This is a genomic window from Sorangium sp. So ce185, assembly GCF_051526825.1.
GTDB lineage: Bacteria > Myxococcota_A > Polyangia > Polyangiales > Polyangiaceae > Sorangium > Sorangium cellulosum_D.
This window is the reverse complement of the sequence record NZ_CP150316.1, coordinates 5,069,314-5,085,606: the sequence shown is the minus strand read 5'-3', so window position 1 is coordinate 5,085,606 and position 16,293 is coordinate 5,069,314. Positions and strand designations below refer to the sequence as shown.

Below are 16,293 nucleotides of genomic sequence, written 5' to 3'. Positions count from 1 at the left end.
CGCCCCACCGGATGCCCGGCGGGGCGCTCAGGCTTCTCTTGCGCCGCCGCACACGCGGTCAAGCCCGCGAAGACCAAGCAGGAAGCATGCCAGAACAACGGGCGTCGGTGTCGGGCGCGCGGAGCCTTATCCATCGCAGCTAGTTGCACCCCACAGCATTACCACCAGGACCTCCAAGATAGAAGAAGCGATCCCACGGGGTAGCGCCCGTCGTCAATGCACTGCGGGTGTAACATGCAGTGTCGACGGGTCCCATGGCAAAGTGCACGCCCGGATACCAGCCGACTCCAAGCAAGTCTAGGTACGTGGGATTTCTCACATAGGAGGCAAACGCGTATCCAGCGGTATCGAATTGTCCGCTCCCCATGTCGGTCCACGTCCAATCGGTAGGCGTTGGATCATAGACTTCACCGTACCAAGCCGCTTCACAGGCGCTGATACTCAGCAGGTTGAACAGGCTGGCTGGATAGTATCCGAGCCAGTTCCCGTTGTGCGCGACCCACCAGTTGCTGCTTGAGTCTTGAGAGATATCGAAACGACTCTCCTGCTGTGTTGCCAGCCCCGGCGTCGACGCGAGCACCACGGAGTTGGGGCCGTACGGGCGGCCCGCCGCGGGCACCAAGCCGGTGACGAAGGTGTCCCATCCACCCACGTTATTGCCGATTGTCGTGGGGCCATGCGTGAAGAACTCGACCTGAATGCGCGTCTGCGAGTTGCCAAAGTTGGCCCTGTCGCGAGACACCACCGCGCCGACCATCTCCAGCGTGGTAGGCTCGTTCCACCCGCGGCATAGGGTCGCCGCTTCAATCAGGGTCAAAGTTCCCGTCTCTACGTCGCCCTGGAACTGGTTGATCACGCCGGCGATCGCCTTGTTTGCAGCGGTCGTGCTGAGCCCGGCGTAAAGCCGATTCTGACCTGCCGGCTGCCCGCTCACCTGATAATTTTCGATGTAGTCTTGAAGTGACTGGGCGTCGGTCTCACCCATCACGTACACCGAGAAATCGGGCCTGTGGATCGGCGTCGTCCCCTTCGGTCCGCGTAGCTCTGGATAAGCTTCGAGCTCGGTGCGCGCGAGCTGGGCGCCGGACGCAGGGCGGAGGTCTTTCTCCGACCAGGGCGGCGGCGGCGGCGCGAGGCGCGCGCCGGGGATCGTGTCCGAATCCACCCAGTCGATGATGTCGCCCGAGTAGGCCTGGGTCGTCTCGACGATCCGATAGCCGCGGTATCGATCGGCCAGGAGCTGATCCACCTCTGCTTGCCGCCGTTGCTGCTCCGGCGTGAGCTGAGGCGGATCGACCCGCCGCACGGCAGGCTCCGGCAAACGACTCGATGCCTCGAGATCCGCGACGCCGATACCTTCGGGCGGCGCGGAGCCGTCATCATCAGTCCCTGCGCATCCGGACAGAAGAGATGCAATCAACAATGGCAGGTATACGCGTGAGTCGGCTCTCATGATCGCTCCTCTGCATCGTGGGCGCGTCGCCGCCGGGGCGGCAGGTCCAGGGGCCAGCGCGCGTCCTCCAAGCCCCGACACGATCGAGCAAGCCATGCTGGCTGCCAGCCCGATGAAGGTGCAGCGCGCGTGCCATATCGGGACGCGTTGGTCCCTCGCTGCGCAGAAGCAATGAAACCGGATCAGTTCACCATCAGGAGACAAAACGGAGCGGAATCGAGCGCTTTCACCGCGCGCAGTGCGCCAGTCCCTCGGTCGAGCGCCCGCTCGGCTCGTGACATGTCACGGAACATTCGTGATATGTCACGGTAGATCGCGGCGGCGCCCCAGAGCGGCCGCTGGCCCGCCGCGCCGGGCCTGGGGAGCTCGCCGGCAAAGTGTGTAGGAATCCCTCGCGCGCTCGACGGCGCCCCCTCCGCCGCGAGCTCTCCCCGGCGAATCCCGTCAGTTCAACCGGAGCAGCCTCCCCACGATCCGGAACAGCCCCCGCGACGCGGCGCTGATCCGGCTGCCCACCACCTCGATGTCGCCGTCCTCGCGGATGCGAACCGCGCCCCGGCCGGAGCGGAGGAGCAGCTCCTGCTCGCCTTCGAGGGTGATGGTCCCCGCCTTGAGGTGGAGCGCCTTCGGCCGCTGCGTCGTCAGCGCGCCGACGATCAGCGGCGGCTCGCCCTCGCAGAGCTCGACGAGCACCGCGTCGCCGCGGGCGTGCGCGTCGGCGATCACGTCGGGATCGACCTCGGGCGCGACCAGCGCCTCGACCTGCCCCGCCGCGCCCCGCACGACGATCCGCGCCTGCCGCCCGGCGACAGCGGCCACGCGCGCGGTCCGCATCGCGACGCCGAGCGGCTGCGCGCCCCGCGCCGGGAGCGGCGCCGCGGCCTCCGCGGCCGGCCCGGCGAGCACGTCGTCCAGGGTCACGCGCGGCGCCCCCGACGCCCCCCCGGGCTCGCCCTCGGGCTCCAGCTCCTCCACCGCGGTCGGCGCGCCGGACCGCCCGGGATCCCCGTCAAACGAGGCCGCCATCACACCTCCGAGACCTTCTTCGGCAGCTGGATCTTCGGCGCCAGGAGCGCCACGAGCGGAGAGCTGATGGTGACGCCGCCGCCATTGATCACCACCTCGCTGGCGCCGCACTTGAACACGATGGCGCCCTTCGCCTCCACCTTGTGGAACGCCCCGATGAACGTCGCGGGCCCCACCGCCTGCACCACGTGCGAGCCCTTCAGCTTGTCGACGACCGCGCCGCCCACCATCGCCGTGCGCGAGCCGGTGATCGTCTCGCTCTCGCCCGCGTTGCTGAGGACCACGAGCCCCGTCGCCTTCTCGCTCTTCGAGCCGGTGACGCTCTCCGCATAGCTGCCGAACGCGACCTGCACCGTCGCGGCGCCGACGTCGATCGTCTTCTTGCCGGTCACGTTGTTGTCGATGTCCCGGATCGCGCCGAGGATCTTCATCGAGCCCACGTCCTCCTTGTGGGTGCCCGCCACCTTCGCGGTCGAGTGCCCGGGCCCCTTCTCGCGATCGGTCGCGTCGACGCCGTCGACGTTGCCCTCCGGCCCGGCCGCGTTCGCCATCGACTCGCCGCCGCCGCCGGCCGCGTCCATGCCGAGCGCCGAGGCGAGCGCCTCCGGCTGGACGAAGACCCGCCCGGCCAGGCTGCTGTGCACCGCGTTCGAGGCGATCGACGCGAGCATGTTCGGAGGACCGGAGCCGCCCGGCGCGCCGCCGCCCCCGCCGCCCCCGCCGCCGCCTCCGCCCATCGAGGCCGCGAGCTGGCTCGCGCCGGGGATGCCCGACGCGCCCGCGATCATCGCCGGCATGCGGCCCATGTCCCCGCCGGCGACGGCCCGCATCGCGCCCGCGACCCCCTGCGCCTGCTGCGTCAGCGCGTTGATCGGCCCCATCACCTGGTTGATCGCGCCGTCGACCTGCCCCTGGATCGCCGAGATCGCGTTGTTGGCCATCACGCTCGCGAACTGCACCGCCGCCTGCGCCGCGAGCGCCAGCATCGCCTCGAGCGGGTTGCCGTCCATCTCGAACTGGTTGCCGCCCACCGTGGTCGTCGCGTTGCCCTTCGCCGTCACGGCCGACACCGCGTTCACCTCGAGGGTGCGGTTACCGCCCACGCTGATCGTCTGATCCGCGCCCACCGTGTTCGACGAGCCCTTCGTGATCTTCGTCGTCTGGTTGCCGCCGACCTCGAGGGACGCGTTGTTCCCGACCACCGTGGTCTCGTTGTTGCCGATGTTCTTCTTGGCGTTGTTCGCGGCGGCCGTCTTCATGTCGTGCTGGGCGTGCACCATGATCTCCTCGGCGCCCGCCTTGTCCTCGAAGCGCACCTCGTTGGCGCCGCCGCCGCCCGGCGTGCTCGCGGTCCGGATCGCCGTGCGGGTCTTGCCCTCCGGCAGCGCGTACGGCGGCATGTACACGCCGTTGTAGAGGCGGCCGGTGACGATCGGACGATCGGGGTTCCCCTCGAGGAACTCGACGATCATCTCCCAGCCGATGCGCGGGAGCATCATCGAGCCCGACGTCTGGAGCTGCGCGACCCGCATCCAGCACGAGGCCTTGTCGTCGGCGACGTCGCTGCGATCCCAGTGGAACTTCACCTTGCAGCGGCCGTGCTCGTCGGTGTGGATCGCCTCGGGCTGCGCGCCGGCCGGCGCCACCACGGTCGCGGTCTGCGGCCCCTCGATGACCGGGATCGGGGTGACGCGCCGCGGCCTGTACTTCACGTCGGCCGGCACGAGCCGCGCCCGCGCCCGCGAGCGCGACGCGCCGCCCTCGCGCTCCTCGCCGTCGTCGTGGACGAAGGTGTGCGTCACCGCGAAGAGGAAGTACTCGCCGTCGAGCTCGCCGGCGTCCGTGATCGTGAGCGTGTGGCCGACCGCGAGCCGCGGGCAGACCGCCTCGATCTCGATCGTGCGCCGCTCGACCTGCTCCTCCTCGAGCCGGATCTGCGCGAGCCGCTGCCCCTCGCTCGGCTCGAAATAGCCGCCCGGGTAGTCGTAGCGCTCGAGCTCGGCGTGCTCGCTCGACGCCGCGCTCGCCGTGAGGTCGAGCTGCGGCCGCTTGAAGTCGAAGTCGCGGAGGACGAACTTGCCGGAGCGCACCCGCTCGAGCTCGCGGATCGCGTAGATCGCGTCGCGCTCGTCCGCCGCGCTCAGGCCCGTGCGCCGCCGGAACGGCAGCGCGGGGTCGCCCGGGATCGGCGCGGCGATGGCGCTGTCGTCGTCGAAGACGAGCAGCTCCCCGTCGGCGTCCACCTCGACGAAGCTGTAGATGCCCTCGTGCTCCATGAGCCGCGAGATGAACGCGAGCGCGCTCTCCTGGTACTGCACGCAGTACTCGCGCTTCGGACAGTCGCCGCTGAGCCGCCACTCGACCCGGGCGACCCCGTGCTCCTCGAGGACCTGCGCGACGATCTCCTTGGCGCTCATGTCCTGGAAGATGCGGGAGTCGACGCTGCGCGCGAGGAGCGCGAGGGAGGACACGACGCGCACGACATAGCGCGCGCCGACCGCCTCCATGCCGAGCTCGGTCGTGCCGATCGACGTCGCGGCCTCCACCGTGCCGGCGAGGACGCGCGGCGCCTCGCCGGGCGCGCCGAAGGAGAGCGCCGCGGGCTTGCCGATCATCGCGTCGAGCTCCTGGAACACGTGGAGGATCACCTCCACGTCGACCACGAGCGGCCTGCCCGCCTCGTGGATCGACTCGAAGCGGAGCACCCGGGCGGCGGGGACCTCGTCGATCGTGAAGTGCGCAATGGTCTCGCGTGCCACGTTCGCCTCCTGCTCCTCAGTTGTCGATCACGAGCGCCGCGGTGTCGGCGACGTCGCCGTCGAGCTTCGCGGACACGCCGAGGATCGCGACGCTCGCGGGCGTCAGCGACACGATCGACGCGCCCATCACCAGCGTGAGCGCGCCGGTCGCCTCGAAGACGACGTTGTTCGCCTTGACGAGGTGCGCGCCGCCCGCGAGCTCGGTGTAGGTGCCGAGCGAGCTCTCCACGCGATCCCCGTTGGCGACGTTGACGATCGCGCCGCCGACCTTCACGTTCATCGATCCGCCGACCTGGACGCCGCGCCCGGCCTTGACCGCGATCACCTTCGCGCCGGTCGCCGTCTCGCTCCGGTCGCCCTGGACCGTCACGGAGCGGTGGCCCAGCGCGAGCTCCACGAGCGCCGCGCCGACCTCGTGGTTGAAGCCGGCCAGGGTCTGGTCGGTGACCGACCCGACCACGAGATCGATCTGGTTGCCCGAGACGTTGAGCGCGCTGTCGCCGGCGACGTCGCGCTTGTGATCCCCGCCGATCTTCATGTCGCGGTTGCCGCCGATCGAGAGCGAGTGGTCGCCGCCGATGTCGTCCACGTGGAAGGTCTCGACCTTCATCGCCTGGTTGCCCGCGACCGAGATCTTCTGGTTGGCCCCGACGCTGCTCGTCATGCTGTTCGTGACGTTGGTCGTCTGGTCCGCGCCGATCTTCTTCGCGTGGTTGTTGCCGATCGACTCGGTGGCGTTGTTCTTCACCTCGGTGGACATGTCCTTCGAGGCGTTGATGAACATCTCCTCGCCGCCCTTCGTGTCCGACATCCGGAGCTCGTTGCTGCTGCCCCCGCCCGGCGTCGTCGCGGTCTGGAGCGAGCTCTTCCCGGCCTCCTTCGGCAGCGCGTAGGGCGGCGGCGTCAGCGCGTTGTACATGCGGCCCATCACGAAGGGCCGATCCGCGTCGCCCTCGACGTGGCGCACCGTGACCTCCCAGCCGACGCGCGGCAGCAGCATGGAGCCGCCGGTCGGCACCTGGCTCGTGCGGATCCAGCGGCTCGACGTGTCGTCCTTCTTGCCGGAGCGATCCCAGTGGAACGACACCTTCACCTGCCCGCTCGCGTCGGTGTGGATCTCCTGCCCCGAGGGCCCGGTCGTGATCGCGGTCTGCGCGCCCGGGATGACCTGCTCGCGGGCGCGGCGCGGGGGCCGGTAGCGCGTGGTCCCGGTCGGAACGCCCCAGAACTCGCAGGCCATCCGGACGTCGCGCGCGCCCTCCGCGGCGGCGTCGCGGCCCGAGAGCTCGAAGTTCCGCGGCCGGCTCCCGGCGATGCGCGAGCGGACCACGAGGTACTCCTGGTTGAGCGGATCGTACGGGTGGCCCTCCACCGAGAAGCGCCGGCCCGGGAGCAGCGCGAGCGAGCCGGTCTCGCCGCGCACGACGTCGCGCTCGGCCTGCACCGCGTCGAGCAGCACCTTGGCGAGCCGCTCCGCCACGCTCACGTCGGCGGTGCGCGCCGGGTACTCGTAGATCTCCAGCGCGTGCTCCCCGGGGTCGCTGCTCTCGGCCGACGCCTCCAGCTTGAGCGAGGGCTTCTCCGGGTTGTAATCGCGGACGAACACCTTGTCGCTCCGCACCGAGACCTCGCGGGAGAGGCGCGCGACGCGATCCGCCGAGCCCGCGACGCCGAAGTCCTGGAAGAACGGGAGCGAGGTCGCGCCCTCGATGTCCTCGAGGCCGGCCTCTGCGTCGCTGAAGACGGCCACGTCCTGCTCGCCCTTCGTGTGGATCGCGAAGTAGATCCCCTCCTCGGCGAGGAGGCGGTGGACGAAATCGAGGTCCCGCTCGCGGTACTGGACCGTGTAGACCCGCGCGGGGTGCGGCTCGGTCACGCGCCAGTCCTGCTGGCCCGCGGGCACGCCCGCGCCCTCGAGGACCTCCTTCACGATGTCGACCGCGCTCTTGTCCTGGAAGATCCGGCAGTCGGCGCGCTGCGCCAGGTTCCACAGCGCCGGCGCGACCTGGATCCGCAAGGTCGGCACGTCGTCCGGGTCGGGCAGGAGCTCCGCGAGCACGATGGTCCCCGCGAAGGTGCGGGTCTGCGTGTCGTCGCTGCGCGACAGCGTGAAGACCGCGCGCTTGCCGAGGACCTCCTTCGGCCTCGGGAGCGCCGCCGCGTCGTCGAGCAGCTCGCACTCGAGGTGGGTGAGCTCCGAGAGCTGCTCGGAGAGCTCGAAGCGCAGCACCCGGTAGACCTTGCCCTCCACGCTGACGGAGGGGATCGCGAGGACATGATGGTCAGCCACTCTTCACCTCACAAGCGCCCTTGGACCTCACGATCCGAGCTTCATCGACGCGCCCATCTTGACCACCAGCGCGCCCTTGACCGCGATCTTGGACCCCTTGATCACGATGGGCCCGCCGCCGAGCTTGAGCTCGCTGCCGCCGCCCTTGAAGACGCCGACGGCGCCGAGGAGCGTGATGAGCGGCGCCTGCACCACGAGATCGCCGTTCAGCTTCTGGTAATGGAGCCCGCCCACGAGGTTGGTCACGCCGGCCGCCACGTGGGAGAGCGAGCCCTTCGTGAGGTGGAGCTCGGCCGCGAGCGACGTCTGGTCCTTGTTCGCGGTGATCTGCTCTCCGTGGCTGCCGTTGATGATCTGCGCCTTCACGGCGCCCACCGTCTCGGTCATGCCGCCGAGGACGTTGTCGTTGATCGAGGCGAGGCTCCCGGAGAGCTGGAGCGCGCCGACCTTGCGGCTCATGTCGCCGGTGATCGACTGCTCGACGCCGTTCGAGATCGTGATCTGGTTGCCGCTCACCGTGTAGGAGCGATTGCCGGTGACCTTCTCGACGTAATTGCTGATCGCGTTGGTCGTGTCGTTGCCGCCGATCGAGATGCTCTGGTTGCCCGAGATCTTGTGCGAGAGCACCGCGCCGACGTCGAGCGATTGATTGCCGGCCACGGAGATCGACTCGTCGACCTTGACCGACCGGGAGCCGTTCACGCTGATGTGCTGCTCCTCGTTGACCGCGACCTCCTCGACCTTGTCGTTGCCGATGGTGACGTTGAGGTCCTTCTGGGCGTGGATGCCGAAGCCCTGGCTGCCGGAGCTGTCGGACATGCCGATCTCGTTGTGGCCGCCCGCGCCCGGCGACGACATGCTCTTCAGCGAGCCGGACGCCTTCGAGGCGGGGAGCGCCTGCGGCGGCGTCTTCTCGGCGTTGTAGGTGCGCCCGAGGGCGACGGGCCGGTCCGGGTCGCCGTCGAGGAAGGCGACGGAGACCTCCCAGCCGACGCGGGGGAGGATCATCGAGCCGCCCATCGCGATCTGCGAGACGCGCAGCCAGCAGCTCGAGGTGTGGTCCTGCTGGCCTTGCCGGTCCCAGAAGAAGCGGACCTTGATGCGGCCGTATTTGTCGACGTGGATCGCCTGCTCCTGGGTGCTCGACCCCGTGACGACCGCGGTCTGGACGCCGCGGATGCGCGGCCGCCGCGCGCGGCGCTCGGCCGCGAAGGGGGCGCCCTTGGGGATGCCGCGGAAGTGGTTCTCGACGTCGACGTTGGTGTCTCCGCCGGTGAGCGTCTGGTTGCCGCGCGAGACGAGGTGGGTGACCACGAACTCGCCGTTCAGGCACGGCTCCGCGGCGCCCTCGACGAGGAACGGCTCGCCCACCTTGAGCCCGGCCGCGCGGCTCTCGCCCTCGCACACGTCGGCGTCGGCGGCGAGCTCGCGCATGCGGGCGTCGGCGCGGCGGGCGCCCACGCTCCCCTTGGTGAAGCCGGCGGGGTACTCGAAATAGGGCAGGACGAAGGCCTCCTTGCGGGGCAGCGAGGACTCGGGCTTCACGTCGGGCTTCTCGAAATCGTAGTCCCGGAGGTGGACGCTGCTCGTGCGCAGCGCGCGCGTCCGCGTGAGCTTCTTGAGCGGCAGGCTGCCCGGGAGCCCGCCCTGCGCCATGCGGAAGAGCACCGGCGTCCCCTCCTCGACCGCGAAGGCGGCGGGGTCGTCGGTGATGATCATCGTGTGCCCGCCGGCCTCGTGCCGGAAATAGTAGAAGAGGCCGTTGTCCTCGAGGAGGCGTGAGACGAAGTTGAGGTGCGACTCGCGGTACTGGACGATGAACTCGCGCGGCTCGTACTCCTTCGCGGTCCGCCACTCGACCTTGTCGCCGAAGCCCGCCTCCTCGAAGATCGTCTGCGCCACCTGGACGATGGTCTTCTCCTGGAAGATGCGGCACCCCTCGCGGTGCGCGAGCGCGGCGAGGGCGGGCCGCAGGCGGACGTCGAACTGGCGGGAGTCGCCGGCGATGCGCGCGAAGCCGGCGCGGTCGACGATGCCGTCGAACAGGCGCTCCTTGCCGGAGGTGTCGGTGACGCGGAGGCAGAGGCGGCTGCGCAGGCAGTCCTCGACCCGGAAGGCGGCGTCCAGCGTCGCGAAGCGCACCTCGACCGTGTAGGGGGTGGAGATGGCCTCGACGGCCTCGAAGCGGGTCACGGCGGTGTCCGCGGGGAGCTTGTCGCCCTCGAGGGAGAAGGTGGCGAAGGTGTCGGCCATCGGGGCCATGGTAGGCGATCGGCGGGCGGCGCCAAGCCCCGGCGCCGGGCGGGGCACGGGACCGACGCGGGGAGAGGGGCGTGGGGGGCGCATCGTGCGGATCGCAACGTCACCAGCCATATCGGACTTTTGCGCGGCGCGGACACCACCTGACCCCTCTGCTTCGAGGGGATCATGAAGGAGCTGAACCTCGCGATCCGGTCGACGAGGCGCTCCTCCGCGGCCGTCCGTCGACGTCCGCGGGCGCGCGTCCGACGCACGAAAGCCGGGCGCAGAGCGCTTCAGCCGGGCGATTTCAGCCTTTCCTTCGGGATGTCCGTGAACATGACGACGCTCCACTGCGGTGGCTCGCGCCGTATTCGATGTCGTCGTGGCCGCTGAGGCCGGCGTCCCGATCGCGAGCGCGGCGAGGAGGCGCCGCCATTGCGGCGCGCCGCGAACGCGCGCATCGTCGCGCGGCATGGCCGCGCTCGACGTCGAGGTGTCCGTCCCGCAGCTGCGGTGCTTCCTCGCGGTCGTGGACGCGGGCTCGGTCGCCGAGGCCGGGCGCAGGCTCGGGATGTCCGCCGCGAGCGTCTCGAAGGCGATCACGCGGCTCGAGGACGGCGCCGGCGTGAGGCTCCTCCATCGCTCGACGCATGCGATCTCCCTCACCGACGCCGGCGAGGCGCTTCTCGAGCCCGCGCGCGAGGCGGAGGCCTTCGCCGAGGCGTCCGCGCACGCGTCCGATCGCGGCGACGGCGGGATCGTACGGCTCACGGCGGCGGCCGGCATGGTCCGGCACGTCCTCGCGCCACTCGTGGGCGAGCTTGCGCGCGTGCATCCGGACATCCGGGTCGACGTCCGCGTCACGAACCGGGTGCTCGACCTCGCCGAGGGCGGGCTCCGCCGCGAGCGGCGCCTGACCCCCGGCCGGCTGACGAAGCTGCTCGCGTTCCTGAACGCGCGCGCCCCGGACCTCTCCGACTTGCTCTGAGCCCACCCCCGGACTCTGGCAGGCCGCCGCGGCGCGCTGTGGGAGCGGCGGCGGCGGGGGTCACAGCGGCGGCCAGCGCTGCTCGTCGCGCCCCCGTGCCCCCGCCTGGGGTGGCGCCGCGTCGAACTCGGGGCTGAGCGCGCGATCCGCGCTTCAGGGCACCGGGATCACGATGCAAACAGCCCAGCTCACGCGTTCGTCAGGTTGATCTCTGGAAACCCGGTCCATGCCTGGTCGAACCACGAGAGCTGGCCATTTTCCTCATAACTGCTGAGCATCGCCGGAATCAAATGGAGCGCGCCGTACAGCGCCTGGAAAGCATCGATGCCGACTCCGTGGGTCTTATGTGCTTCCCCCGCTCCAGCGACTTCCACGTCAGCTTCCCAGCACAGAGCGGACGGCCTGTACTCGGGGGCCCACAGTCGCACCCGGATGCTTTCTTTGGTCCCGCTCGGAAGTGTCAGACTGATGGTACGCTCCGCGATCACGTCCGGCATGCCCCACCAGCTAGCGCGCTCGTCGGCGATGTCAAGCGACCTAGCTCAGCAAGCTTGCAGGCACTTCTTCTGCCCGTTTTGGCGCGCCTGTTCGCAGATGCTCCTCATGAACATGGGCGCGCGCTCGTCACAGTAAAGCTCCCATCGCGTCGACATCGCGAAGCATGCAGTAGGGCAACTGGAAGGGCACTTCCTGTAGGCCAGGGCTCGCCCTTGGTTGCTCTCCGAAAAGCAGTGAACCATTTGCGGTCGCGTAAAGAACACTTCGAGCGCTGATCCGCACATGAGCCTCCAGATGTCGACCCCCTTGTCTACCGCATCTTTGCATCGTTCTATTGCTGTGAGCGACTCGCCAGACTCCAGGGTCTCCTCGTCCAACACGGCCTCCGATCCAGATGTCGGGTCAACCGTACACGAAGGGATGGAACAGCAAATGAGAGCGGCGGCGATGGTGTTGAATGTTCGCATGCCACCCCAGTTGCGACCGGCGTGCCGGGCTCAAGTGTGCTGCCCGGAGCCGCGCCACCCCTCTTCCGAACGAGAAACCAAAGGCTTTAGGGCAGGAACAGTCCGCATCGGGAACCATCCTCTATGGATCCCCTCCCTGCCCGGCCCCGATGCGCGCGCCGACTGGCTTCGTGACGCCCCGGTGCCGAGGCTGGTGCGCGGACCGCTCTTCGCGGCCGGGGCATTCGCTTCCGAGGGGGCGCGAGCGGCGCGCCGTCGCGCTCCACGCTCACGGCTACCGCAGCGCCGGACCCCGGCTTCGTGGGCTTGCTCTTCGGAGGTCTCGGCGATGATCTCGTCGCGCTGGCCGCTGGCATACGCGGCACCACTGCCGCGTCGAATCTCCCCAACCTCTGACGCGCGGCTGCGTCACGCGCGCCGCTGGCTGCCGTTCTGCCAGGCGATGAGCGCGAACCAGACCATCATCAAGATCGACGCCGGCGCCAGCACCGTCGGTGGCAAGAAGGGCGAGACGAAGCTGTAGGCGAAGAGCAAAGCGCCGGCGGGGACGCCGACGAGCTTCACCGGCAGCGAGCCGGCGCGCGACACCGTCACGATCCATATGCCGGCGAAGATGTGGGCGCCGAGCCGCACCGGATCGGCGACGGCGCGGGGCACGTCGTTGAGCGCCAGCACGCCGGTGGTCACGTCGAGGAACAGCCAGCCGTAGCCGGCCATCCGCGCCCACTCCGGCGCGCGCAGGCTCGGGACCAGCGCGAAGACCGCGAGGTGGAAGGCGAGCCCCGGGTACTCGGGCCACAGCGCGCCGGGGGCGACGGCGAAGCTGACGATGACGGGGGCGAAGCACAAGAACGCGGCGCTGGCGGCGACGCGCGGCGAGCAGGGGGCGGCGGACGATTCGTTCATGCGTGGGCTCCTCGCTTGTCGAGCGCGAGCATGCGGTGCGACCGCGGCGTCGTCTTGGGCTTCCTTGCGCCAACGTCGGCGCGCGCGACCGCGCGCGTCATCCTCGAGCGCTCGTGCGAAAACTTCGGCGAGCGCGGCCGCCGGCGCCGGTTTACCCTCGGAGGATGCCGAGAGACGCTGCGCCCGTGCGCACCGAGCTGCGCGCCTACGCCGACGTGCCCGGCGTGCGCTCGCTGCTCGTCGACGCCGACGAGCGGCTGTGGTGCGCGGTCAAGGAGACGTACGCGGTGGCGCTGATCCACCGCGGGCGCGCGGAGTTCTGGTCGCGCCGCGGCGGCGTGGCCAGCGCGCCGGGCGACCTGCACTTCGACGCGCCGGCGAGCGTGCACAGGGATCTGCGGCGCGACGGGCCGGCGCGCTTCCAGATCGTGAATTTCGACGCGGCGCTGGTGCGCGACCACGCCGAGCGCCGCGGCCTTCGGCCGAGCCTCTCGCTGCGGGTGCCGCTGCTCGAGCGGCGCCACCCCGATCGCCGGCCGCTGCTCGCCCTCCACCGTGCGTACCGCGGGCGGCCCGACCCGCTCGCGCGGCAGGTCGTCGTGGCCGAGGCGCTCGACGCGCTGGTGCGCCAGCTCGACGGCGCCGATGCGCGGCCACACGCCAGCGTGGCGCGCGGCCGCCTCGGGCGCGCCATCGAGCTCATCCACGCGCGCCTCGGCGAGGCCCTGTCGCTCGACGATCTGGCGGCGGCGGCCGGCCTCGATCGCTTCCAGCTGTGCCGTGCGTTTCGCGCCGAGCACGGGATCCCGCCGTACACCTACGTGCTGCGCATGCGCATCGCGCGCGCGTACGCGTGGCTGGCGGCGGGCAGGCCGGTGAGCGAGGTGGCGAGCGCGCTCGGCTTCTGCGATCAGAGCCAGCTGCACGGCCACTTCCGGCGCGCCTTCGGGATCACGCCCGGCGCCTTCGCCCGCGTCGCCCGCCGCTCGCGGTGGTCGAGCGACAGCCACGCGCCGCTCGCGGACATCGAGCGATAGGCCAGGCGGAAGGAAACGTCGTGCAGCAGCGCGGAGCCCGGCTCCGCCGACCGAGCGCGCCGCTCAGTCGGCGTGGGCGGCGGCGAGCGCCCTGATCCGGGCCGCGTCGTCGGCCGAGAGGGGCGTGTAGACCAGCATCGCGAGGTCCGGCCGGCCATCGACCGCGAACGCCGAAAATTCGAGCGCGATCTCCCCGAGAACAGGGTGGCGTAGGCGCTTCACGCCCTCGCAGGCGCTGTGGACCTCGCTGTCGCGCCACATCGTGGCGAAGTCGGGGCTCTTCGCGCAGAGCTCGTCCACCAGCGGCTGCACGGTCGCGGCCGCCCCGGCGCGGGCAGCGTCGCCCCGGAACACGCCGACGACGAACCGCGCGGCGCTCTCCCAGTCGAAATCGGCCGCGCGCGTCCGGGGATCGAGGAAGATCAGGCGGAGCACGTTGCGCTCCTCCGACGGCAGCGCGCCATAGTCGGTGAGCACGGCGGCCGCCGCCCGGTTCCAGGCGACCACGTCCCAGGTCGCGGTCCGGACGATGGCGGGGCAGGCGTCCAGCGCGTCGAGCACGCGCTGCAGCCGCGGCGTCACCCCTCCCGACGGCTGGTAGCGGACCTCCGGCGGCCGGCCGAGCCCGAGCAGGAACAGGTGCTCGCGCTCCGCCTCGGTCAGCATCAGCGCCTTGGCCAGCCGGTCGAGCGCCTGGGCGGAGGGCGCGCCGCCGCGGCCCTGCTCCAGCCAGCTGTACCACGTGGCGCTGATCCGGGCGCGCTGCGCCACCTCCTCGCGCCGGAGCCCGGGCGTGCGTCGCCGGCCGCTGGCGTAGCCGAGCGCCGCCGGATCGAGCCGGGTGCGCAGTTCGCGGAGATAGGCGCCGAGCGAGCCGTTGCCGGGCATAGGGGTCCAGCCTGTTGAGGGTTATACCTGGATAAGCTCTCAACTTTACCCCCAAAGGCGCGCACCCAACAATCGCCGGCGAACTGTTCAGGAGGCATGGCGATGCGCGTGTTTGTAACGGGCGCCACCGGCTGGGTGGGCAACGTGGTGGTGGACGAGCTGCTGGGCGCCGGACACCAGGTGCTGGGCCTCTCGCGCTCGGAGGAGAGAGCGGCGGGGCTCGCCGCGAAGGGCGCGGACGTGCTGCGCGGCACCCTCGACGACCTCGACCTGCTCGCCGAAGCGGCGGGCAACGCCGACGCGGTGATCCACCTCGCCTTCAACCACGACTTCTCGAGGTTCGCCGAGAGCAGCGAGCAGGACCGGCGCGCGATCGAGGCGATGGGCGAGGCGCTGGTCGGGACGGACAAGCCAATCCTCGTCACCACAGGGTTGGCGCTGATCGCCCCCGGCCGGGTCGCGACGGAGGCGGACGTGCCGCCGCTCTCCGATCCCAGCTTTCCCAGGAAGACCGAGGCGGCGGCGGCCGCGCTCGCCGACCGCGGCGTGCGGGTCGGCACCGTCCGGCTCGCCCCCACGGTGCACGGGATCGGCGACCGCGTCTTCATGGCGATCCTGGCGGGGCTCGCGCGCGAGAAGGGCGTGTCGGCCTACATCGGCGACGGCGCCAACCGCTGGCCCGCGGTGCACGTGTCGGACGCGGGTCGGCTCTATCGCTTGGCGCTGGAAGCGGGCGCGCCGGCCCGCGTTTATCATGCGAGCGCGGAGGAGGGGATCGCCTTCCGCGCGATCGCCGAGGCGATCGGCCGCGCGCTCGACCTGCCGGTCGAGCCGCGCCCGCGCGAGCATTTCGGCTGGTTCGCCGATTTCGCCGGGGCCGACGCGCCCGCGTCGAGCGCCCGCACGCGCGAGCTCACCGGCTGGGAGCCCACCGGGCCGACCCTGCTCGCCGACCTCGCCCAGCCGGCCTATTTCGCCGGATGAGCCGCGCTCGAACAGGAGCATTCATGGTGGCTGCGCCGCGGCCTCGCTCCGGACGGCGCGCAAAGACCGTTCCCTCAGTCCAATCCCGCCCTTCCGGGAGTCCAGTAGGTCTTCGTCTTGATGTTCCGCACGCCGGCGCGGCGCAGGGCATCGCGCACGCCAACGACGAGCTCGGAGCCGCCCGTCAGCGCGACGACCGCGTCGGGTGAGGCCGAGAGCCTGGCCCTGACGGCGTCGACCGTGGCGGCGGTGTCCCCGCGCGGCACGACGTCGACCTGGCGGAGGTCGACAGACTCGGCGGCTGCCCGAACGTCGGAGGCGGCCTCCGACTGGATGACGGCGTGGACCTGCCCCGGCCTCTCCGCCGCGAACGCCGCAGCGACCGCGACGCTGGTCTCATCGCCGACGAGCACGACCGGTCCCGCGTCGAGCGAAAGCGAGCGCTGAGGGCCCACGAACGGCAGCTCGTCGCCCGGCCGGGCGTTCGACATCCAGCGCGCGCCGGGCCCGCCAGCATGCATCCATCCGAGCAGCACCATGCCGTCCGGCGAGGAGATCGGCGTGTACGTCCGCATGTCATCGGAGGGCAGCAGCAGCTGGACCTTTGCGCCAGCGGAGAACCCCTGCACGTCGCTCCGCAGGCGCAGCCGCTGGAAGCCGCCGAAGGCTCGCACGGAGACGACGGCGGCGCGCTTGAGCGCCACGCCGGAGAACAAGCGAACGATTTTACCTTTGACCGACGACATCGTTTGTCTC

12 protein-coding genes are annotated in these 16,293 nt (G+C 70.7%); 3 read left to right on the top strand and 9 right to left on the bottom strand.

Features of this window, described 5'->3' with window-relative positions; translation table 11 throughout:
* Positions 1-139: 139 nt before the first annotated feature.
* From WMF26_RS18705 to WMF26_RS18685, 5 genes are all read right to left on the bottom strand, one after another.
* Positions 140-1,453: a neprosin family prolyl endopeptidase gene (locus WMF26_RS18705; RefSeq protein WP_438001420.1), complete on the bottom strand. Its 1,314-nt coding sequence runs from the start codon at positions 1,451-1,453 to the stop codon at positions 140-142.
* A gap of 444 nt (positions 1,454-1,897) precedes the next feature.
* Positions 1,898-2,479, bottom strand: coding sequence for a hypothetical protein (locus WMF26_RS18700; protein WP_438001419.1), 582 nt, complete (start codon positions 2,477-2,479; stop codon positions 1,898-1,900).
* Positions 2,479-5,238: a type VI secretion system Vgr family protein gene (locus WMF26_RS18695; protein ID WP_438001418.1), complete on the bottom strand. Its 2,760-nt coding sequence runs from the start codon at positions 5,236-5,238 to the stop codon at positions 2,479-2,481. Before WMF26_RS18695 ends, WMF26_RS18700 begins: the two co-directional genes overlap by 1 nt.
* Before the next feature lie 16 nt (positions 5,239-5,254).
* A complete protein-coding gene (locus WMF26_RS18690; protein ID WP_438001417.1) occupies positions 5,255-7,528 on the bottom strand; it encodes a type VI secretion system Vgr family protein in 2,274 nt (757 codons plus the stop codon).
* Between the two features lie 27 nt (positions 7,529-7,555).
* Positions 7,556-9,781, bottom strand: coding sequence for a type VI secretion system Vgr family protein (locus tag WMF26_RS18685; protein ID WP_438001416.1), 2,226 nt, complete (start codon positions 9,779-9,781; stop codon positions 7,556-7,558).
* Positions 9,782-10,241: 460 nt separating this feature from the next.
* On the opposite strand from WMF26_RS18685, the gene WMF26_RS18680 reads away from it, so the two are divergent.
* Entirely contained in the window at positions 10,242-10,757 is a 516-nt protein-coding gene (locus WMF26_RS18680) for a LysR family transcriptional regulator (RefSeq protein ID WP_438001415.1), read from the top strand.
* Positions 10,758-10,945: 188 nt separating this feature from the next.
* Here the strand turns inward: WMF26_RS18680 and WMF26_RS18675 are convergent, their stop codons facing one another.
* Complete coding sequence (locus WMF26_RS18675; protein WP_438001414.1) at positions 10,946-11,254, bottom strand: DUF6968 family protein; 309 nt, start codon at positions 11,252-11,254, stop codon at positions 10,946-10,948.
* 876 nt (positions 11,255-12,130) lie between these two features.
* On the bottom strand, positions 12,131-12,628 hold the full coding sequence (locus tag WMF26_RS18670; protein WP_438001413.1) for a hypothetical protein: 498 nt from the start codon (positions 12,626-12,628) through the stop codon (positions 12,131-12,133).
* A gap of 164 nt (positions 12,629-12,792) precedes the next feature.
* Here WMF26_RS18670 and WMF26_RS18665 point away from each other — a divergent pair, with 164 nt between their 5' ends.
* A complete protein-coding gene (locus WMF26_RS18665; protein WP_438001412.1) occupies positions 12,793-13,665 on the top strand; it encodes an AraC family transcriptional regulator in 873 nt (290 codons plus the stop codon).
* Positions 13,666-13,728: 63 nt separating this feature from the next.
* Here WMF26_RS18665 and WMF26_RS18660 read toward each other — a convergent pair whose 3' ends face one another.
* The gene (locus WMF26_RS18660; protein WP_438001411.1) at positions 13,729-14,553 is read right to left on the bottom strand and encodes a helix-turn-helix transcriptional regulator; all 825 of its coding nucleotides are present in this window, start codon (positions 14,551-14,553) and stop codon (positions 13,729-13,731) included.
* 102 nt (positions 14,554-14,655) lie between these two features.
* Here WMF26_RS18660 and WMF26_RS18655 point away from each other — a divergent pair, with 102 nt between their 5' ends.
* A complete protein-coding gene (locus WMF26_RS18655; RefSeq protein ID WP_438001410.1) occupies positions 14,656-15,537 on the top strand; it encodes an SDR family oxidoreductase in 882 nt (293 codons plus the stop codon).
* 74 nt (positions 15,538-15,611) lie between these two features.
* On the opposite strand, the gene WMF26_RS18650 is transcribed toward WMF26_RS18655, so the two are convergent.
* Positions 15,612-16,283: a siderophore-interacting protein gene (locus WMF26_RS18650; RefSeq protein ID WP_438001409.1), complete on the bottom strand. Its 672-nt coding sequence runs from the start codon at positions 16,281-16,283 to the stop codon at positions 15,612-15,614.
* Between the last annotated feature and the right edge of the window lie 10 nt (positions 16,284-16,293).